Raw genomic sequence first — 20,776 nt, 5'->3', positions numbered from 1 at the left:
ACAGGTTGCGCCAGCGCCCAATTGGCGTCATCTGATGCAGCAGACGGGCGCATCCATTGCGCCAGGGGAGCAAATCCATGTCCGACGAACAGCCCAATAACAAGCTTCAGGCCCGCATATTGCTGTCTGTTCTAGGCCTGTTGGCGCTCATAATGATCGGCTCGACCATTATTGCCAGTTTCAGAACCTGGCAGGATAATGATCAATATGCTGCAGAAACTGCGGCCAAAAACGCGGCGGAAACTAACCCGCCAGCGCCATCGGCACCGCCTCAGCAATAAAACCGCCACCCCAGACGGCCGACGTCGGCGTGTCATCAGCATAAAGCACACAAGCCTGTCCCGGCGAAACGCCATATTCGCCATCGACCAGCGTCACATATACCGCCCCCTCACGCATCTGGATCACGGCTGGCTGTGGCCCCCGCGTCGAGCGCACCTTGACTTCAACCGGCGCACCGTTGCCTGAAGCCATCACTTCAAGCGCCTGGGGACCGAGCCAATTGACATCGCGCAAACGCACGGTCTGAGTTTTGAGCGCCTCACGTGGCCCGACGATCACGCGACCGCTCTTGTGCTCGAGCTTGATCACATAAAGAGGGTCGCTGGCAGCAATACCCAGCCCCCGACGCTGACCGACCGTATAATTGACAATCCCCTCATGGGTGCCCAACACGCGCCCATCCATATGAACAATTTCGCCCTGCTGAACTGCCTCGGGGTGCATCTTGCGAATGATGTCTGCATACTTGCCCTGGGGCACAAAGCAAATGTCCTGACTATCGTGCTTTTCGGCAATTTCAAGGTCCATTTCGCGCGCCATTTCGCGCACCTCTGCCTTGCTCATACCGCCCAGCGGAAAGCGCAAATATTCCAGTTGTTCCTGCGTAGTGGCAAACAGGAAGTAGGTCTGATCGCGATCCGCGTCGACAGGACGATACAACAGGCGCCGCCCATTCTCCCCCAATCGACTCTGAACATAATGTCCAGTTGCCAATGCATCGGCACCCAGATCCTGTGCCACGGCCATCAGATCAACGAATTTGACCGATTGATTGCAGGCAATGCATGGCACGGGGGTCTCCCCCTGCTGATAGGCATTGGCAAACGGGGTGATCACCGCGTTCTTGAAGCGTTGCTCATAATCAAGAACATAATGAGGAATATCGAGCGCGGCGGCGACCCGGCGCGCGTCGTGAATGTCCTGACCGGCACAGCAGGCTCCCTTTCGATGGGTGGCCTCGCCATGGTCATAAAGTTGCAGCGTAACGCCGAGCACGTCATAGCCCTGACGGGCCAATAATCCGGCAACAACCGAGGAATCAACGCCGCCGGACATCGCGACAACAACGCGCGTGTCTTCCGGGCGCTTGGCAATATCAAGCGAATTCAACATTTCTCTCTTCCGAGTGGGTTCAAGGGCCAGCGGAGCCGCGCTTTTACGCCAGCCAGCCATCAAGGGCAAGTATCACGATTACCCGGCAGTTTTTGCCGCAATTGGGCAATCCGAGGCCAATTCTGCCGCCCTATCATCGGGCCAAGGAGAACTGCAAATTTCATATGCCATTGATTTATAAAGACAAATAAATCCACCTGTCACTTGGCAAGGGGCTTGCATCGCGATTGACATGGATCTCGTCAGCTAAAGGCCTCTCTGTGTCGCAAGTCAACTCCAGTTTCAGCGTCTCAACTTCAAGGCAGTCCACCCAAGCGGTTGACCGGGCGCTTGCAGCTGCCGGGGACATAGTTGACAAATTCGCAGCCCTCTTGCCGCCGTCACCGGAAAAGCCAGCGGCCAAAGATACCCAGGCCGCACCTCAGAAACCCGCGATCGACAAAAAGCCAGACGATCAGACCGCCGTAGCTGCCCCGATCGAGGCAACCAAACCCATTGAAAATAACGACGCGCCCGCTGACACTGACCTTACCCGGTTGGTCGATGGTCTGGCCGACGTGCGTGCAACGCTCGGCAAAGGCGAAACACCCACCGCCGAACAGCTCGATGCCGTTGCAAAGGCACTCGAACAGTTGGCGGACAAACTTGGTTTGTCGCTGGACACGCCATTGAGCGCCGCGCAATTGGCCGCCATGGCTACCCAACCGCTTTCCGCTGACGCCACCCTATCTGATCAGCTTTCCAAGACATTGGCCTCAATGGTCCAGTCGCTAATGGATAGCAAGGCAACAACGGACGCCCAAACGCTCGGGGCCAAACTGGCAGCACTGCTTGGCAGCCTCAGCGAGGCAAAATCTGCGCCAAATCTGTTGGCCGAACTTGATACAAAAATAACCACCAAGTTAGACCCGGCACTTGCCGATGCTCTAACCCGATTGCTTAAGCCCAATGCGGGCAGCGACACACCGGCAACCGTTCTTGCCACGCCAAGCCTCAAGCTGACGCAGCCCGCGTTGACCGGAAAGTCGGCTGACGCTCCAACGCCCGCTGCCAACAGCACTGCCCCTGCAACGCCGACCCCGAGTAGCGCCGATGCCAAAACTGACGGTGGCGGCACCGGCAAGGGTCACAAAAAATCTGACGACCAGATCGGAGCCTCGAGCAGATATTCCCATCCGGACAGCAAGCCTGACGCAAATAGCACGCCAAACCAGATTGGTGCCCAACCGCCGGCCCGCCCTGATGCGCCAGCAACAGCCCGATTGGTGCCCACGGTCTATCAAACCAATCAACAGCAGATCAATCTGCCCCAGATTGCCTTTGAAATGGTGCGGCAGGTCCAACATGGCAATTCCCGATTTCAGATTCGCCTCGATCCAGCCGAACTGGGGCGCGTCGATGTGCGGCTTGATATTGACAAGGGTGGCACCGTCAATGCGCGCCTGATCGTTGACAAGGCCGAAACGCTCGATCTGATGCAGCGTGATCAGCGTGCACTGCAGCAGGCGCTGCAACAGGCGGGTCTGGACTCGAGCAAAACCACACTCGAGTTCTCGTTGCGCCAGAACAATTCGGGCCAGCAGCAAAATCAGCCTCAGGGCAATTCTATCAAGGTGTTTGGTGGCGACACGCCAGACGAGCCGCCCGCCCCCAGTGTCAAACTTTTCCGTGGCAGCCTGTCTGCCAGCGGCATCAACATAATCGCTTAGGAGATACCCATGGCAGTCAGCGGCGTATCCAATACAACCGCCACAACGTCCTCCTCGCTTTCGGGATCGAGCACGGGGCTGGCCGACAATTTTGATACCTTCCTCAATATCTTGACTACCCAGCTCAAGAACCAGAACCCGCTGGACCCGATGGACACCAATGCCTTTACCCAGCAGTTGGTGCAGTTCAGCGGCGTCGAGCAACAGCTCAAGACCAATAAGTTCTTGGAATCACTGATGCTATCGAGCCAAAGCTCGGTCAACACCGATGCTGTCTCCTACATTGGCAAAGAGGTAACAGCGTCAGGTGTACAGGCAGAACTCAAGGATGGCGGCGCCACCTGGGCCTACAATGCTCAGGCAACAGCTTCTTCCGCCATTGTCACCATCAAGGATGCACAGGGTAACGTCGTCTACTCGGAAACTGGCTCATTGGCTCAGGGGCCAGGGAACTTCCTATGGGACGGCAAAGGCTCAGACGGCAGCGTCAAGCCGGATGGCACCTATACCATTTCAATCGACGGCAAAAATCTGGCGGGCCAGAACGTCGCTGTCAGTACCTCAACCACCGGCATCGTCTCGGGCGTCGATTTTTCGGGCGTCGAACCCATCCTCACGGTGGGCCAGTCCAAGCTCAAACTATCTTCGGTCAGCAGCGTAAAAATTCCATCATCGAGCCCGACCTCCGCAGACCCCAACAGCTAAACCTGCTCCAAAACAGGTCAATTCTCACGTCCTTGCGCCGTCAGTCATAACTGACGGCGTCGTGACTCGTGCGGAAACGGGGGCTTGAGCACCCTGCACATAGATTTCCGCAGTGATTTGAATTCGCTGGGCATTCTTAACCTGTTGTAAGTTTCCCCTTAGGGCTATTTTAAGTTCATTACCCTACTCTTTGGCTACTATGGTCAGGTTGAGTAGAGAGTAAAATGACCGTACAGATGCGACCACGCGTTAAGTACGTTATCGGACCGGACGGAAGTCCGCTCACGATTGCAGATTTGCCCCCGACGAATACTCGGAGGTGGGTCATCCGCCGTAAAGCAGAAGTTGTTGCCGCCGTGCGCGGCGGGCTGCTGAGCCTCGAAGAGGCCTGTGCCCGCTACACACTAAGCGTCGACGAATTTTTGAACTGGCAGGCTGCCATCGACAAGCACGGGCTTGCCGGTTTGCGCACGACCTGGATCCAGCACTATCGCGAAGGCTAGGGATTAATCCTACGCCCAGAACTTTTCAAAACCCGCCCAGGGATGCCCGGGCGGGTTTTGCTGTTTTTAGCGCCCATTACACTGCTAACCGCTATTCCTTTAGGTTGCCTTGGGGACGTCGTTTGGGTTTCGTGTCCGAGTATTTTGGACAGTCTATCTTCAGCATTTGCTCACCAGCCCGGCATTTTTTGCCCAATTTTGCATTCTGCTTCCAACAGTTAAGACAATCTTTACCATCAGCTAGGTAATTTTTGCCTATGGCGATGCGACCAGAATCCGCAGGCGCAAGTCCAGTCCAGGAATCGAGTGCAGGCGTGAATAATATAGCTCAATTTCTCAACCGCTTAGGCCTGCCGCGCGTTGCCGCTATGGCCACCGTGGCGGTGCTGATGCTGGGCTTCTTCGCCTTTTTGGTCATGCGTGCATCAACCCCGACCCTTTCCCCGCTCTACACTGGCCTCAGTCTCGAAGACTCAAACGCCATCGTCACCGAATTGCAAAGTCAGAACGTGCCGTTCGAGTTGCGCGGTGAAGGCGATACTATTTTGGTGCCGCGCGACCAGATCACCACCCTGCGCATGAACCTGGCCGGTTCGGGCCTGCCGACACGCGGTCAGGTCGGCTATGAAATTTTCGACCAGCAAAATACCTTGGGCGCCACCAGCTTTGTCCAGAACATCAACAATGTACGCGCCCTTGAAGGCGAACTGGCCCGCACCATTACTTCGTTGGCCCGGATCAAGAGCGCACGCGTGCATCTTGTCCTGCCCGAACGCAAGTTGTTCAGCCGCCAGACCCAGTCGCCTTCTGCCTCGATCGTCGTTGGTGTTCAGGGCGAAATGTCAGCGGGCGAAATCCGCGCCGTCCAGCATCTGGTGGCGTCGGCCATTGAAGGGTTAACCCCGGCCAATATCTCGATTGTTGATGACAAGGGCACCCTTCTGGCCTCTGGCGGCGACGAAGGGGCTGGCGGTGCCATAGCGGGAGAAGCGGCAGAACGCACCCGTGGATACGAAAACCAGATGCGGTCTCGCGTCGAGGAAATGCTGACCAACGTGGTTGGCCCCGGCCGGGCCCGTGTCGAAGTTAGCGCCGAGCTGGATTATAATCGCTCCACTACCACTTCTGAAAAATTCGATCCCGATGGCCAAGTAGTTCGCTCGACCCAGGTCAGCGAGTCCAACAATCTCTCCGGCGGCGCTGACGGACAGGTGACTGTCGCCAATGAATTGCCAGGTGCCAGTCAGAACAATGGCACGGGCGGTGCCACTGAACAGGGCAGCAGCAGCCAGGAAGTCACTAACTACGAAATATCCAAGGTCACGCAGACCGCCGTTACCGAAGCGGGCAGCATCAAACGTCTGTCTGTTGCCGTTGTGGTCGACGGCGTCTACAGCGACGACGGTCAGGGAAATCAGGTTTACTCCCCTCGCTCACCCGACGAAATCGCACAACTGACAACACTGGTGCGCTCGGCAGTAGGGTTTAGCGAAGCACGCGGCGACAGTGTCGACGTGGTCAATTTGCAGTTCGCCTCCCGTCCCGACCTCAGCCTTCCCGGCGACAGTTCCAGCGGCCTGTTTGATTTCACCCGCGATGACATTATGAACGGCGCCGAGATGGCGGTAACTCTTCTGATCGCTCTGGCGCTGGTGTTCTTCGTCATGCGGCCGCTGCTCAAACGCGTTCTGGTCCCCGAAACCGAGGCCCTGTCGCTCCCCTCTGGCGCGACGGTGGGCAACCATTCAGTCATGAACGCCGATGGCGAGTTGGTACCTGATCAACCCTCCGCTCCCAACGATCCGGCTCAGAGCTGGGTATCGAACGCAAAATCGGCCGGCGAGTCACAGCTTCAGACACTCAAGACCGTCGGCACTCTGGTCGAAGAAAACCCCAAGCAGGCTGCGCTTATCGTGCGCGACTGGATTGGTAACGCAGCGTAATCATCATGGCATTGGTTTCACAATCTAACGCAGTCCCTACCCAATCCCGCCCCGGCACAGGCGCGGGCGCCAGTTTGGTTGTGGGCAAGGACGCCAGCTATCGCGTCCTTAAGGGCGATGAAAAAGCCGCTGCCTTATTGCTGGCCCTTGGGCCGGATTATGGCAAACCGATATTTGATGAGCTTGATGAACTCGAGGTCAAAAACCTCTCTCGCGCCATGGTTCGGTTGGGGCCGATCACCCAGCAGATGCTGGACGAATTGATGATTGAATTTGTCACCAGTGTTTCCTCGACCGGCACGCTTGCGGGCAACACTGACACAACGGAGCGCCTCCTCTTGTCGTTCCTCCCGTCAGAGCGGGTGGATTCAATCATGGAAGAAATTCGCGGCCCCGCCGGTCGCAACATGTGGGAAAAACTCTCGAACGTTCAGGAAGACGTTCTGGCGACCTACCTTAAGAACGAATATCCCCAGACTATCGCGGTAGTCCTCTCCAAGATCGCCACCGACCATGCCAGCAAGGTTCTCGCCGCCCTGCCCGAGGAATTGGCGATGGATGTCGTTCAACGGATGCTGGGGCTGGACCCGGTGCAAAAGGATATTCTTGAGAAAATCGAGACCACGCTGCGCACCGAGTTCATGTCGACATTGAGCCATGCGAAGCGTCGTGACAGCCACGAGCAGATGGCCGAGATTTTCAACTCGTTTGATCGCCAGACCGAGGCCCGGTTCCTAACCACGCTCGAGGAGAACAGCCGCGACGATGCAGAACGTATCAAGGCCCTGATGTTCACCTTCGAGGACCTGTCGCGTTTGGAGGCCTCGGCCATTCAGACCCTACTTCAAAAAATGGACAAGAAAGATCTCGCTTTGGCGCTCAAAGGTGCCAATGAGCAGGTCAAGGATTTCTTCTTCGAGAACATGTCGGCCCGTGCCGCCAAAATGCTCAAGGACGACATGGAAGCAATGGGCCCAGTCCGGCTCAAGGATGTCGACGAAGCACAAAGCCGTATGGTGTCCAATGCCAAGGACATGGCCGCGCGTGGCGAGATAATCATCGTCAAGTCCAATTCCGACGAACAGATGGTGGCATAGCATGGCCGCACCCGCACGGTTCACATTCGATCTCGACCTTGGCGGCGGACACACGTCTGCAACCCAACCAAGTGTGCCGGAAAATCTGGTCAGCCAACTCGTCACCCAGGCGCGCGAAGAAGCCTATGCCCAAGGTATTGCAGCTGGCGAAAAAAGCGCCAGCGCTGCAGCGGCCACAGCCATTGCTGACGCAGCTAACGCCATCGCCGCCCAAACCGCTGCGATGAGCGCCAACCTTGACCAATCTGGACAAACCAATCTTCGCGAAGCGATCGAACTTGCCGCCAGCATCGGCCGCAAACTCGCCACCAATCTCCTCGCGCGCCAGCCCACCGCCGAACTTGAGGTCCTGATCGCCGAGTGTATGGCCAATCTTGACGGCGTGCCGCATCTGGTCATTCGCTGTCATCCCGACGTGGCGGACGCAGTGCGGGAAGCGGCAACTGCCAACATGGCGACGTCAGGCTATTCGGGAAGATTGGTCGTCATGGGCGATCCCGACCAACGACTTGGCGATGGTCGGCTCGAATGGGTTGATGGAGGACTGGTGCGCGACATCAACGCCATCTCCAGTTCAATCGACGAAAAAATTTCAGCCTATCTCGCCGGCAGAACCGGCACCGCACCCCAGGAGACCGAGCAATGAGCAACTCCGGCGACACGCTCGACGACGACGTGACAGCACATGAGGCCATGAATCTTGAAGAAATGGCCCCTTCCGCGCGAAAGTCCGGCGCCGAACCTTTTCAGGAAAAATCAGCCGCCGATCTCGAGGCGGTTTTCGACGTTCCAGTGCGCATTTCGGTTGTGCTGGGCCGCACGAAAATGCCGGTTTCAAATCTATTGAAAATGGATGTTGGCACTGTCATTGAGCTGAACCGTCAAGTCGGCGAGGCGGTCGAAATTTATGTCAATGAACGACTGGTGGCGCGCGGGGAAATCGTTCTGGTCGAGGGTCGTCTGGGCGTCACCATGACCGAAGTCATCAAGGCCGCCTAGGAGGGCATCATTATGCGACTATTGATTGTTGGCGCACTTGAAGGGCAATTGAGCGAAGCGACCAAGCTTGCAATGCAGGGCGGGGCCAAGGTTGCTCACGCCCCATCCATTGAAATCGCTTTGGCCACGCTGCGCGCCGGGCGCGGCGCAGATCTCTTGCTGGTCGATGTCATGATGGACATTGCCGCTCTGATCGCCGGGCTTGCTGCCGAGCGGATCGCCATTCCATTGGTCGCCTGTGGCGTTGAAACCAATGCGGCAGCGGCCGTGAACGCTATCCGTGCCGGTGCCAAGGAATATATCCCGTTGCCACCAGACGCTGATCTGATCGCGGCCGTCATTGCCGCCGTTGCTCGCGACGCCAGCGAATTTCTGTTCCGCGATCCTGCCATGGAACGCGTCGTAAAAATGGCAGATCAGATTGCCGGTTCCGACGCCAGCGTTCTGATCACCGGGGAAAGCGGCACAGGCAAGGAAGTGGTCGCCAAATATCTCCACGCCCACTCCAAACGCGCCTCAAAACCCTTCATCTCCATCAATTGTGCTGCCATCCCGGAGGCACTGCTGGAAAGTGAACTATTCGGGCATGAAAAAGGCGCGTTCACCGGTGCCATCGGGCGTCGGATCGGCAAGTTTGAAGAAGCCAATGCTGGCACGCTTCTGCTCGATGAAATCTCGGAAATGGATTTCCGCCTGCAGTCAAAGCTTCTGCGGGCCATTCAGGAGCGCTTGATTGATCGTGTCGGCGGCAGCAAGCCCGTTCCCGTCGACATCCGCATTCTCGCCACGTCGAACCGCAATTTGAACGAAGCCGTTCGCGAAGGCTCCTTCCGTGAGGATCTGCTGTTCCGGCTCAACGTCGTCAATCTGAAATTGCCGGCCCTTAGGGACCGCCCCGGAGATATCGCTGCGCTTTCAGATCACTTTGTCGCCAAATATGCCAAGGCCAACGGCCTTACGCACCGAACTTTGTCGCCCGAAGCACAAGTCGCTTTGCTTGGTGCTCCCTGGCCCGGTAACGTCCGTGAACTGGAAAACACGTTGCACCGCGCGGTGCTTTTGTCACAGACCGACATAATTGGCCCTGACGCGATTTCTCTGCCCGACGGCACCGGACTTAGCGAGGCCGCAGAAGCCCATTCCCTATCCGCCCAATTGGCCCAAACGGCCGAAACCATGTCACGCGCCATGGTCGGGCGCACTGTAGCCGATGTCGAACGGGACCTGATTTTGGATACGCTTGATCATACCCTTGGTAATCGCACGCACGCAGCCAACATTCTGGGTATCTCCATCCGCACCCTGCGCAACAAGCTTAACCAATATGCCGACGAGGGCACGTTCGTGCCCGGTCCCGGCGAACAGCGCTCGGTCGCATAAGGGAGCCGTAAGTGGCTGACATCCCAACCGGCAATGGTCCATTAGGCGGGTTCAAGCTTCCCTCTTTCCAGACCGTTTTAGAAACGCTGCGTTCAGGCGACATTGCGCTCGCCACCGGCGTCATGGCGATTATCGTCATTCTAATCCTGCCGATGCCACCGATGCTGCTCGACGGTCTTCTGGCGATCTCTATTGTTTTTTCGGTCATGATCATGATGACCGCACTGTTCATTCAAAAACCACTGGAATTCTCCTCTTTCCCGACTGTTTTGCTGATCGCAACCATGTTGAGGCTGGGGCTCAATCTGGCCACCACCCGCCTCATTCTGTCAGAAGGTCACACCGGCACCGACGCCGCCGGCAATGTTATCCAGGCCTTTGGCAATTTCATCATGCGCGGCAATTTCATCATTGGCGTCGTGGTTTTTGCCATTCTGGTTGTTGTCAATTTCATCGTCATCACCAAGGGCTCGGGACGCATCGCCGAAGTCGCCGCCCGCTTTAGCCTTGATGCAATGCCCGGCAAACAGATGGCCATTGACGCCGATTTGAGCGCCGGGCTGATCGATGAAGATAGTGCCAAATCCCGTCGCGCCGAACTCGAGGGCGAAAGCGCCTTCTTCGGCAATATGGATGGTGCATCCAAATTCGTGCGCGGCGATGCCATCGCCGGACTGATCATCACCTTCATCAATGTCATCGCCGGTATGGTCATCGGCGTCATGCAGGAGGGCCTGACATTCTCTGAAGCGGGCAATGTCTATACATTGCTTACAATTGGCGATGGTCTCGTTTCGCAAATTCCGGCTCTGATCGTTTCGACCGCTGCCGGTATTCTTGTGTCAAAATCCGGCGTTGCGGGTTCCGCTGACAAGGCGTTGGCGCGCCAGTTTACTGGCTATCCAAAAGCATTGGGAATGTCCTCGGCGGTCATGACGCTGTTGGCCTTCCTGCCTGGGATGCCCTTCATCCCCTTTATTGCCCTCGCCGGGGGCGTTGGGTATATGGCTTTCCGTTCTATGAAAGCCCGCGATACTGCGGCACTTTTGGCGAACGCTGACGATACGGCAGCCCAGCAGGCCGAAGCGGCACTGCCCACCGAAGCGCCGATCAGCGACAGCCTGAAAATCGACGAACTCAAACTTGAACTGGGTTATGGTCTGCTGTCACTGGTCAAGGAAGACGAAAATGGTTCCGATCGCCTGACCGAGCAGATCAAGGCCCTACGCCGCCAGATGGCCGTGGATCTTGGCTTTATCATGCCGCCGGTTCGCATTCTGGACAACATGCAACTCGAACCCAATGACTATAAGGTCCGCATCAAGGAAGTTGAGGCCGGTGCTGGCCAGATATTCGCCAATCAGCTCATGGTCATGGATCCATCGGGCAATCAGATCAACTTGCCCGGCCACCACACTACCGAGCCAACCTTTGGTCTGCCTGCAACCTGGATTGATCCAGCGCTGCGCGATGAAGCCGAACTGCAGGGCCTCTCGATCATTGACCCCTCCACGGTCATATCAACTCATCTGACCGAGGTACTCAAGGCCAATGTTGCCGATCTACTAAGCTACACCAATGTGCAGTCGCTCCTGGCCGGTCTGCCCAAGGAACAGCAAAAACTGGTCGAGGATATCGTGCCCGGCCTAATCAGCGTTTCGGGAATCCAACGCGTATTGCAGTCACTGCTCAACGAGCGGATTTCAATCCGCGACCTCTCCTCGATCCTTGAAGCACTGGCTGAAGTCGCCGGCGGCGGCCGCTCCACCCAGACCATTGTAGAGCATATCCGCTCGCGTCTTTCGCGCCAGATTTGCGCCGCCAACTTGGGACAGGATGGCAATTTGCCATTGCTGACCCTCTCACCTCAGTGGGAGCGTGACTTTGCCGAAGCCATGGTTGGCGACGGCGAAAATCGACATCTGGCAATGGCACCTTCCCGGCTCCAACAATTCATCGCCGCCATTCAGCAAGGTTTCGAGAAGGCCGCCCAGATGGGAGAAATCCCGGTGCTGATCACCTCGCCATCGGTGCGCCCCCATATTCGCTCCATCATTGACCGTTTTCGCCCCCAAACCGTCGTAATGAGCCAGAATGAAGTCCATCCCAGGATCAAGCTCAAGACAGTGGGAAGCATTTGAACGAAAAAAGCCCGCCGGAACGACGGGCTTATCATCTGGAGTGCCTTCCGAAGCGTTACATTTCAATAATTTCGGCCACTTCAATCGTCCCACCATCCAACTGAGGACAGCCTTTGGCAAATTCGATGGCCTCATCAATGCTTTCGGCTTTGACTATCGAGAACCCGCTTAGCGGATTGGAGCCACCATCGTTGGAGATCCCGTTGGCGCTGACCGTTTTGGATTTACCCACCGGATTGCCGGGATCAACCATGGAATCTCCCAATCCCTTTATCCATATATTCCACTGCTCCATGACTTTGGCGCCCTCTTCAGGCGTATCGGGCATTTTTCCACCATGATAGGCGAGGACGTAATTGGCCATTCTCGTTCTCCCGTTATTTTCAGGTTGCGCGTACGCGGCATATGCCGAGCCAAAGTTTGCACAACGCCACGATGTTGCCAATTAATCCTTTGGCCCTGATCGTTCATCACAACGGCATAGGCGAGCCGGAAAACAGCGGTGGAACAACTCGGGGTTTGGACCATTGGTGCATGTCACCCCATGGGCCTACAAAATGAAACTCTTCAGCTGCTATCACTGCGGCAACACCATTTACTTTGAAAATATCCAATGCGAGCGCTGCGGCCATCGGCTGGGATATTATCCGTCGGCCAACGTGCTGCTTTCGCTGGGCGAAGAGGGTGAAACATGGTCCAGCCCCCAATATGAAGATCGAACCTTCGTTTATTGCGACAATGCCAAGCATGCCGCCTGCAATTGGCTGATCGACGCATCCCCCGAAGGCGAAATCTACTGCGCCGCCTGCCGTCACAACGAAACCATCCCCAACATTGATGATCCCGCCAATCTCAAGCGTTGGCAGACAATCGAGCATGCCAAGAAGCGCCTGTTCTATTCCCTCTTGCGGTTGAACCTGCCTCTGGCGACCCGGCAGGAGGACCCTACCCACGGGCTGAGTTTTCGCTTCTTGGCAGAAGGCACCAGCGATCCCGACCCCGTTATGACCGGCCATGATCGCGGCGTCATAACCATCGCCTTGGCCGAGGCCGACGACGCCGAACGCGAACAACGCCGCACCGCTATGGGTGAACCCTATCGCACCCTGTTAGGGCATTTTCGCCATGAGATAGGCCATCATTATTGGGATTTGCTGGTCGCCAATACCACGGCACTGAACCCTAGCCGCACCATATTCGGCGACGAGTCAGAAGACTATCAAAATGCCCTCAAACAATATTATGCCCAAGGCGCACCCGCCGCCTGGTCTGAAAGTCACATTAGCCCTTACGCCACCGCCCACCCTTGGGAAGATTTCGCCGAATCCTGGGCACACTATCTCCATATCGTCGACACTGTCGAAACAGCGGCCGCCTTTGGCCTCAAGTTTGGCCTGATTTCGGACCAGACCCAACGCCATCTCGATCCTTACAGCGAGTACGACTTTTCGCGCGTGATGGACAATTGGGTGCCGCTCTCGTCACTGCTCAATAATCTCAATCGCGCCATGGGTCACCCCGACGCCTACCCATTTGTTCTGGGCCCCAGCGTTATGGCCAAACTGGCTTTCATACACGGGCTGCTTCATCCCTCTTGGGACGCCGACCATTAAACATTTAGTATCTTCTTAACCGCGCCGACGGACAGGGTTACCGCTGCCCTCAAACCTGCGCTATTATGATGCACACGGGAATTCATGCGCGCATAAATGGCGCGCCCCCAAAAGATAACCGCCATGGGAGGCGGAAAAGGCCAACTCCAAAAGGGTTGGCCTTTTTGATTGTTGGCACTTCAGAACGAACAACTTGGAACGACTGCGGAATAGTCGCGTTGTCCCCCCATCGCTAACAGGCCGCACAATGCTCCACCGGCAAAGTTTTGCATTATGCGGCCCAGTTCAAAAGTAAAAATGAACCCAATGAGGATATTATGATCCGCACCCTTTTGGCTACTACCGCTCTCACAATATTGCTCGGCACCGGCGCCATCGCCCAGGACAAAACGCCAGCTGACACCGCCACACCCGCTGATGCTACAGCGCCTGCCGAAAGTATGGCGCCTGCCAACAACGGTATGGCAATGGGCTTTGATATGGCACAAGGCTATCAGGTCGTCGACACAGACAATCTGGCCACTCGCCTGATCGACCAGCCTGTCTACTCGTCCACTGGCGATGATGCCGAGGAAATCGGCAACGTCACCGACCTCGTCTTCTCCGATGACGGCCGTATCACCGCCGTGGTCATCGGTGTTGGCGGCTTCCTCGGCATTGGCGAAAAATCCGTGGCTGTTGATTTCGGCGCACTTGAATTCACCATAGCCGCCGACAATTCCGAGCGCTGGGTCTTGCCCACGACTGCCGACCAGCTGACCGCAGCGCCGGACTTCGTCTGGCAGGACGACGAACCCGCCAATCTCAACAATGATGCAATGGCGCCCGCGGCCGACAATAACGCCGCTATGACTCCTGCCGCACCAGCCGATAACGCTGGCGCAATGGCGCCGGCGACCCCGGCCGACAGCAACGCGATGGTCAACAACAGGGGCAATCTGCCTGAAGGCTATGTCGCAGTGACCGTTGAGGACCTGACCGCCGATAATCTGAGCGGCGCCAAGGTTGTGGGTTCGGATGGCGAGGATATCGCCGAAGTCGGGGACATCGTTTTGACCGAAGACGGCAAGATTGATGCTATGTTGATCGACTTTGGCGGCTTTCTCGGCATGGGTCAGAAACGCGTGGCCGTTGGCATGGACAATCTGCAGTTCGCTACCGATGATGGCGGTCAGTATTTCGTTTATGTCAACTTCACCAAGGAACAGCTTGAACAGCAGCCCGAGTACAACGCTGACACCTATTCCACTGCGCGCGATGACCAGCGCATGATTGCCCAATAACCGATTGATCGAGCGTTATTCTAGATTACAGGGCCGCGCCAATGGGTGCGGCCCTCGCGTTGAGCGGAACAACTTGTGATTGGAACCGTTTATTTGATGTTCCCGCGCCCTGCTCGCGCGTTTGAGGAGAAAACCATGATCCGCCCCATGCTTTGCGCAACTGTTCTGATGGCAACACTTGTCGGACAAAGCCCCGCCCAGGATGTGCCCCTCGTCCAGTCTACCGAACTGGAAAAGGTTGGCCTGACCCCGCCAACAGTTCTGTCACAGGGATATGAAGCAAGTTCAGATGACCAACTGACTTCCAACATTATAGGGCAAGTGGTCTTTGGCTCCGCCGGCAGGGACGCCGCCGAAATCGGCCCCATCACCGACCTCGTTCTGACTGCCGCCAATGCCGTCTCCGCTGCCGTAATCGATGTTGGCAGCATTGTTGGCGAAGGCCGCAAACTGGTTGCGGTCGATTTTTCCCAACTGCAACGCGTCAAGGCCAGCGATGGCAGTTTTCGCTACGTAATGTCGACAAGCACCGACGCCATGGCCGCAGCGCCAACTTTTATTTGGGGTGATAGTGAGGCCGCTATCGGCCCCGCACTGACGCCAGAACAGGAAGCCGCCCAGATGGTCGATGGGGATCCCAACACCCTCGCGGTTGATCCCACAACGACAACCGATCAGCCCCAGTCCGAAGCAAATATCAGCACATCCATCGATGGCGTGCAGATGACACCAATGGACGTGAACACCTTAAATCCCGATCAACTTTATGGCATTGCCGTCTACGGCATCGACCAGCAGATCGGCACAGTCAACAGCGTCGTCAGCAATCGCGATGGAACAATTGATGCAATTGTCGTCGATGTTGGGGGATTTTTGGGGTTGGGTGCCAAACCCGTTGCCGTCGGCACCGACAACATCAATGTCTCAATGGACGTCAATGACACGCGCTATGTGTTTCTCAATACCACCAAGGCCCAACTTGAAGCGCAAAAGGCCTATGATCCGGCAAGCTATGAAGCCGACCGGATCAATCAACGCATGGTAATTGAGCCCTGAGGGGCGTTATTTGGAGTTACGAAACCGAAGCCGCCCGATTTCGTCATAGTCCGACTGCTCGGCCTTGAGCTGTTCTGCAGCTTCGCGCTGGTTTTCGCGCTGATCGAGCAGTTCAACTTTCTTGAGATCTTCGAGCGCTTCGGCCAGAGCGTCTTGCGCAGCTTCAAGCTTTTCGCGCATGTCGTTGGCTGACGCCAGCAGATTGTCGCGCCGCACCATTGCAGCCTTGGCAAAGGTTGAATAGGCAAAATGGGCGACATCGGAAATGCCGGTTTTGGTCTGCTCTATCTCGATCTGCTGATCAAGCTCGGTTGCCATGCGCACAAAGTCATTGACCATCATTTCGATCTGGCTGACCTGACGGCGCTTCTCGTCGACCTGGAATTTCTTGAGCCGGATTAGGCTCTCGCTTCTCGATTTCACGACCTGTACTCCTTACACACCAAGTCAGTTCCGGTGCGCTTACTGATAGCGCCCCTTCAGTCCGACGCCGCCGCGGTATCCACAATTGCCTTGAGCTGATCATAGCCCTCAGCAATCGTCGTCGTTTCTTCCCGTTGTTGGCTCAAGAATGCCTCAAGCGCCGGGTAGATCGCGATGGCGCGGTCCACTTTCGGATCTGACCCTTTCCGGTAAGCCCCCAGCCGGATCAGTTCCTCCATGTCGGAAAATATCGACATGAGTTCTCGCGCTTTTGCCAGAACCGGCCGGAAATCGGTCGGCACACACCCTGGCATGGTGCGCGATATGGACCGGAGCACGTTGACCGCCGGGTATCGTCCCCGCTCGGCAATGCCGCGCTCCATCACAATGTGCCCATCAAGAATACCGCGCACGGCATCGGCAATGGGCTCGTTGTGATCATCACCTTCCACCAAAACGGTAAATAAGCCGGTAACAGACCCTGAATTAACTGTGCCAGGCCCCGCTCTTTCCAGCAGTCGTGGCAATTCGGTGAAAACAGTCGGTGGATACCCCTTGGCAGTTGGCGGTTCTCCAATCGCCAGGCCGATCTCGCGCTGTGCCATGGCAAAACGGGTTAGACTGTCCATCATACAAAGAACGCGCTTACCCTGATCCCGAAAATATTCCGACACCGCCAAGGTCAAAAATGCTGCCTGCCGCCGCATCAACGCCGCCTCGTCAGAGGTCGCTACAATGACAACGGCCCGTTTTATCCCCGACTCTCCCAGGTACTCCTGGATAAATTCATGAACCTCGCGGCCGCGTTCACCGATAAGCCCGATAACTGCGACATCAACATCGGTATTGCGCGCCAGCATGCTCATCAGCACCGACTTGCCAACACCTGAGCCCGCAAAAATGCCCAACCGCTGCCCTTCACATACTGTGGTAAAGGTGTTGAGGGCGCGCACGCCCAGATCAACCGGTTCGCCGACCCGCACCCGGTCATGGGCAGCCAATGGCGATTGCTGTAAAGCATAGGCGTCGCCGCCGCGCGGCAACGGGCCTTTGCCGTCAATCGCCTCGCCATTGGCATTTATGACCCGGCCCAACCATCCTTCTGATGGAAAGACCGCTCCGTCATGACGTTGAAAAACCGCTTTGCAGCCCAGCCTTACCCCGGCCAATTGGCCGAACGGCAGACACAAAGCATGCCCATCCTTGAAGCCGATAATCTCACAAGGCAATGGCGCGGAACCTGATGTTTCAATGATCACGCGCCCACCGACACGCAATTCGCGAACCGGACCGACGATTTCGATCAACAGCCCCTGAACGGCCTTGACGCGGCCGAACACCTCAACATCGTCGATGGTCTCAATGGCTGAGGTCAGCGCTTTCAATGTCCCGCCTTCTCTATCGGCAATTCGTCAACCTTAACGGACCAACTCGAATCGAGATGCCCGCGAATCGGAAAGTAACAAAACGTTAAGCAAAAAGCGTTAAGAGGTTTCATCGGGCTGTTTTTTTCGCCGACTGGCACACCGTCCCATATCCCCCACATCAATGGTCATTGCATGAGTCAACAGAGTCGGTTGAAACGATTACTTAAACCATTTTATTAAGAAAATTCCTGGCAATTAACCGTTATATTTCAATAGCTTAATATTAATTCATCTTACCGTCGTTTGCGTATTGCGGTGGGGAATTAAACTTTGTTAACTATTAGAGGCTAGGGTTTGGTCATATCCAGTAGGGTTGGAGTGAGGTCGCATTCAGCGATGCGGGCCTCCATGTTCCAGCAGGAACGAATGGCAAGGGGAATATAATGCGGGTACTCCTTATTGAGGATGATAGCGCCACGGCGCAGAGCATCGAATTGATGCTCAAATCCGAGAGTTTCAACGTCTACACCACAGATTTGGGTGAAGAAGGCGTCGATCTCGGCAAGCTTTACGACTACGATATTATTTTGTTGGATCTGAACCTTCCCGACATGAGCGGTTATGAGGTGCTGCGCACCCTGCGTGTCGCAAAAGTGCAGACACCCATCCTGATCCTTTCCGGCCTTGCCGGCATAGAGGACAAAGTTCGCGGCCTCGGCTTTGGTGCCGATGATTACATGACAAAGCCCTTCCACAAGGACGAGCTCGTGGCCCGCATCCACGCCATTGTCCGCCGGTCCAAGGGTCACGCCCAGTCGGTTATCACCACCGGTGAATTGACGGTAAATCTCGACACCAAGACTGTCGAAGTCCAGACCCAGCGCGTGCATCTGACCGGTAAGGAATACCAGATGCTCGAACTGCTCTCGCTCCGTAAGGGCACAACGCTCACGAAAGAAATGTTCCTCAATCACCTTTATGGCGGCATGGACGAACCAGAACTCAAGATCATCGATGTGTTCATCTGTAAGCTTCGCAAGAAGCTTTCGGTCGCCACTGGTGGCAAGAACTACATCGAAACCGTATGGGGCCGCGGCTACGTCTTGCGCGAACCAGATGAGAACGAAGGCTATACCGAGAGCGTCGCCTGACGCATTCAACCTGCTCGAAACTGAAAAACCCCGTGCCAATTGGCACGGGGTTTGTTTTATGGGTTTCGGGCTGCCAACGGCCATCGCCTCCAGCCTCCTCCAAAAAATCTGGTACGGAGAAAGGTGATTAAGAAAACTGATCAGGCTGCGTCAGGCAGCTGAAATTTGGATTCGAGAATCGCCTGGTCAAATGGCTTCATCATATAGTCGCTCGCGCCGGCTTTGAGGGCGAGGGCGATAGCGCCGATATCATTCTCTACCGTGCAGTAAACCACTTTGGGCTTGTCCCCACCTTCGTAGGTGCGCAATAGCTTGATGAATTCCAGACCGCTCATAATTGGCATGTTCCAGTCCAGCAGGATCGCGTCAGGCATCTCCTGCTGGCACTTGTCTATTGCTTCCTGACCATCCTCGGCCTCATCAACAACATAATCCATATCCTCAAGGATACGGCGGGCAACTTTTCGGACCACGCTTGAGTCATCAACAATGAGACAGGATTTCATAATGGCCCTCGAACGAATATTTTGACGCTCGCCTATTATTCGCGCAACTGACTACAAAATGGTTAGCGCAAACTTTATTCGCCGTCAGCACCACTTTCACCACCGCCCTCGGCCACGTCGCTTGCATTCTCGGTGTCATTTGCGTCGGCGCTTTTGGGGGTCGCTGTGAGGAAAAACGTCTCGTTTTCGAGACCAATATTGAGATCCATCCCAGTCAGACGGGCCAACAGGCCCGTATAAAATGGCTGAATACCACGTGCATCAACAGACCCTTCGTCGGGCGTGCCTGCCAAAAGACCTGCAACCCCCGAAGGAACGAGCGTTCGCTGACGCTTTTCGGGGTCACTCCGGGTGGTAAATTCAAATTTTTCCGCCCCGGCATCGCCGCTGATCGTGGCGATAACTTCACCACCGCGCGGGACCGAGTTTGCCGCAATTAGCAACAGGTTCATGAACAACTTGGCCTTGTGCTTGGGCAAGAGGATCAGCGGCACATTCCATTCGAGATTGGCTTTTTCGATTTCAAATAGAATGCGGGCCACCCGCTCGCACTCACGCGTATCAATGTCCGTGCCAGAAGTTGACGAGGCGCCGTAGGCCAACCGGGCAAATTCAAGCTTGGCGCGCGATTGCTTGGCAGCGCTTGCAATCAGATCGCGCGCTCCGTCGGCCATCTCTGCCTGCGCAGGATCCGCCAACACCTCAAGCCCATTGCCGATCGCCCCGATTGGATTGATCAGATCGTGACAAACTCGCGAGCACAACATGGCCGCCAAATCTGTTGCATTGAGCTCGATGATGTCGGCCATGAATTGTCTCCGTCAGAAGCGGCGCAATGCCTGCAAAGAATCACTTGTCAACTTTAGTGCGGCTATGGACCATTTGGATCAAAAAATCTGCTCGAACGCCCTATTTGGTGGTCAGAAGCAGCAATAACTCAGGCCAATACGTGGCACCCGTGCTCGCAGCCGCGTCAGGGGCCAGCCGAAAGGCTTCCCGATTAGCCGCCGAATAGAACAGATACAGCCGAGCCTTGAACACCAGGTAAATACTGGGATCCGCATCCGACAAAAACCCCCGCGCCATTCCCATGGAACCATGGCCCCCAAACTGGGGGGCGTAGATAGTGGGGGCGCGCTGAAAGACGTCACGATTGGCGGCACTGGCAAAATGCCAAGGCACCCCGCTCCAGACCACCTCATATTGCGACTTACCCACAATCGGCGCGTCCTCGCTGAAATAGGTAACCGGATCGAACCCATTCAGCGCGATGCCGGTCAAGGGATTGGTAATCACTGTACTGTTGAGTCCCTGCCCGTTTGCAGGCACCACCACAAGCCCACCGGCGCCGCTCAATAGCGGCAAAACAAAGGCAAGGATGGTTAAGATTTGTTTATAGATTTGCTTCATCATTGTGTGAATGATTGACGCCCGGCCCGCTGCAAGACCTCAAGGCTAACGCCATAACCTTAAAGCTTCATAAGCCCTGCGCCGCAATGACCGCA

The 20,776-nt window shown here is 56.0% G+C and carries 21 protein-coding genes; 14 read left to right on the top strand and 7 right to left on the bottom strand.

Annotated features, from left to right (window positions below; genetic code table 11):
• Positions 1-77 precede the first annotated feature (77 nt).
• The gene (locus PSQ90_RS11755) at positions 78-281 is read left to right on the top strand and encodes a hypothetical protein (protein ID WP_282210488.1); all 204 of its coding nucleotides are present in this window, start codon (positions 78-80) and stop codon (positions 279-281) included.
• Here PSQ90_RS11755 and mnmA read toward each other — a convergent pair.
• Positions 244-1,392 (bottom strand): tRNA 2-thiouridine(34) synthase MnmA, encoded by a 1,149-nt coding sequence (gene mnmA, locus PSQ90_RS11750; protein WP_328517548.1) that lies wholly within the window; start codon positions 1,390-1,392, stop codon positions 244-246. The two genes, PSQ90_RS11755 and mnmA, sit on opposite strands and share 38 nt — an antisense overlap.
• Positions 1,393-1,766: 374 nt before the next feature.
• On the opposite strand from mnmA, the gene PSQ90_RS11745 reads away from it, so the two are divergent.
• From PSQ90_RS11745 to flhA, 9 genes are all read left to right on the top strand, one after another.
• Positions 1,767-3,104: a flagellar hook-length control protein FliK gene (locus PSQ90_RS11745; protein WP_282210487.1), complete on the top strand. Its 1,338-nt coding sequence runs from the start codon at positions 1,767-1,769 to the stop codon at positions 3,102-3,104.
• A 9-nt stretch (positions 3,105-3,113) separates the two neighbouring features.
• The gene (locus PSQ90_RS11740) at positions 3,114-3,809 is read left to right on the top strand and encodes a flagellar hook assembly protein FlgD (RefSeq protein ID WP_282210486.1); all 696 of its coding nucleotides are present in this window, start codon (positions 3,114-3,116) and stop codon (positions 3,807-3,809) included.
• Between the two features lie 224 nt (positions 3,810-4,033).
• On the top strand, positions 4,034-4,312 hold the full coding sequence (gene sciP / locus PSQ90_RS11735) for a CtrA inhibitor SciP (protein ID WP_282210485.1): 279 nt from the start codon (positions 4,034-4,036) through the stop codon (positions 4,310-4,312).
• 314 nt (positions 4,313-4,626) lie between these two features.
• Positions 4,627-6,255, top strand: a complete 1,629-nt coding sequence (fliF, locus tag PSQ90_RS11730; protein ID WP_282210484.1) for a flagellar basal-body MS-ring/collar protein FliF — start codon at positions 4,627-4,629, stop codon at positions 6,253-6,255.
• 5 nt (positions 6,256-6,260) lie between these two features.
• Entirely contained in the window at positions 6,261-7,352 is a 1,092-nt protein-coding gene (gene fliG, locus PSQ90_RS11725; RefSeq protein WP_282210483.1) for a flagellar motor switch protein FliG, read from the top strand.
• A gap of 1 nt (position 7,353) precedes the next feature.
• Entirely contained in the window at positions 7,354-7,998 is a 645-nt protein-coding gene (locus tag PSQ90_RS11720; RefSeq protein ID WP_282210482.1) for a FliH/SctL family protein, read from the top strand.
• Positions 7,999-8,060: 62 nt separating this feature from the next.
• Positions 8,061-8,351 (top strand): flagellar motor switch protein FliN, encoded by a 291-nt coding sequence (gene fliN, locus PSQ90_RS11715; RefSeq protein WP_282213050.1) that lies wholly within the window; start codon positions 8,061-8,063, stop codon positions 8,349-8,351.
• A 12-nt stretch (positions 8,352-8,363) separates the two neighbouring features.
• On the top strand, positions 8,364-9,731 hold the full coding sequence (gene flbD, locus PSQ90_RS11710; RefSeq protein ID WP_282210481.1) for a sigma-54-dependent transcriptional regulator FlbD: 1,368 nt from the start codon (positions 8,364-8,366) through the stop codon (positions 9,729-9,731).
• A gap of 11 nt (positions 9,732-9,742) precedes the next feature.
• Positions 9,743-11,872 (top strand): flagellar biosynthesis protein FlhA, encoded by a 2,130-nt coding sequence (gene flhA, locus PSQ90_RS11705; RefSeq protein WP_407648114.1) that lies wholly within the window; start codon positions 9,743-9,745, stop codon positions 11,870-11,872.
• Positions 11,873-11,927: 55 nt separating this feature from the next.
• On the opposite strand, the gene PSQ90_RS11700 is transcribed toward flhA, so the two are convergent.
• Complete coding sequence (locus PSQ90_RS11700) at positions 11,928-12,236, bottom strand: YciI family protein (protein WP_282210480.1); 309 nt, start codon at positions 12,234-12,236, stop codon at positions 11,928-11,930.
• Between the two features lie 193 nt (positions 12,237-12,429).
• Between PSQ90_RS11700 and PSQ90_RS11695 the strand changes: the two genes are divergently transcribed.
• The 3 genes from PSQ90_RS11695 (at position 12,430) to PSQ90_RS11685 (ending at position 15,824) form a co-directional block, all read left to right on the top strand.
• The gene (locus PSQ90_RS11695; protein WP_282210479.1) at positions 12,430-13,485 is read left to right on the top strand and encodes a zinc-binding metallopeptidase family protein; all 1,056 of its coding nucleotides are present in this window, start codon (positions 12,430-12,432) and stop codon (positions 13,483-13,485) included.
• A gap of 317 nt (positions 13,486-13,802) precedes the next feature.
• The gene (locus tag PSQ90_RS11690) at positions 13,803-14,768 is read left to right on the top strand and encodes a PRC-barrel domain-containing protein (protein ID WP_282210478.1); all 966 of its coding nucleotides are present in this window, start codon (positions 13,803-13,805) and stop codon (positions 14,766-14,768) included.
• 135 nt (positions 14,769-14,903) lie between these two features.
• Positions 14,904-15,824 (top strand): PRC-barrel domain-containing protein, encoded by a 921-nt coding sequence (locus PSQ90_RS11685; RefSeq protein ID WP_282210477.1) that lies wholly within the window; start codon positions 14,904-14,906, stop codon positions 15,822-15,824.
• A gap of 6 nt (positions 15,825-15,830) precedes the next feature.
• On the opposite strand, the gene fliJ is transcribed toward PSQ90_RS11685, so the two are convergent.
• Positions 15,831-16,247, bottom strand: coding sequence for a flagellar export protein FliJ (gene fliJ, locus PSQ90_RS11680; protein WP_282210476.1), 417 nt, complete (start codon positions 16,245-16,247; stop codon positions 15,831-15,833).
• A 56-nt stretch (positions 16,248-16,303) separates the two neighbouring features.
• The gene (gene fliI / locus PSQ90_RS11675) at positions 16,304-17,632 is read right to left on the bottom strand and encodes a flagellar protein export ATPase FliI (RefSeq protein ID WP_282210475.1); all 1,329 of its coding nucleotides are present in this window, start codon (positions 17,630-17,632) and stop codon (positions 16,304-16,306) included.
• Positions 17,633-18,057: 425 nt separating this feature from the next.
• On the opposite strand from fliI, the gene ctrA reads away from it, so the two are divergent.
• Positions 18,058-18,765: a response regulator transcription factor CtrA gene (gene ctrA / locus PSQ90_RS11670; RefSeq protein ID WP_282210474.1), complete on the top strand. Its 708-nt coding sequence runs from the start codon at positions 18,058-18,060 to the stop codon at positions 18,763-18,765.
• A gap of 140 nt (positions 18,766-18,905) precedes the next feature.
• Here ctrA and PSQ90_RS11665 read toward each other — a convergent pair whose 3' ends face one another.
• The 3 genes from PSQ90_RS11665 to PSQ90_RS11655 form a co-directional block, all read right to left on the bottom strand.
• Positions 18,906-19,271 carry a response regulator gene (locus PSQ90_RS11665; protein WP_282210473.1) on the bottom strand — a complete coding sequence of 122 codons (366 nt, stop codon included), beginning with the start codon at positions 19,269-19,271 and terminating at the stop codon, positions 18,906-18,908.
• Between the two features lie 74 nt (positions 19,272-19,345).
• The gene (gene chpT / locus PSQ90_RS11660; RefSeq protein WP_282210472.1) at positions 19,346-20,080 is read right to left on the bottom strand and encodes a histidine phosphotransferase ChpT; all 735 of its coding nucleotides are present in this window, start codon (positions 20,078-20,080) and stop codon (positions 19,346-19,348) included.
• Between the two features lie 100 nt (positions 20,081-20,180).
• Positions 20,181-20,684 (bottom strand): YHS domain-containing (seleno)protein, encoded by a 504-nt coding sequence (locus PSQ90_RS11655; protein WP_282210471.1) that lies wholly within the window; start codon positions 20,682-20,684, stop codon positions 20,181-20,183.
• Between the last annotated feature and the right edge of the window lie 92 nt (positions 20,685-20,776).

The organism is Devosia rhodophyticola, from assembly GCF_028816475.1.
Classification (GTDB): Bacteria; Pseudomonadota; Alphaproteobacteria; order Rhizobiales; family Devosiaceae; genus Devosia; species Devosia rhodophyticola.
Note: the sequence above shows the minus strand (reverse complement) of the source record. Positions and strands in the feature narration are given on the sequence as shown.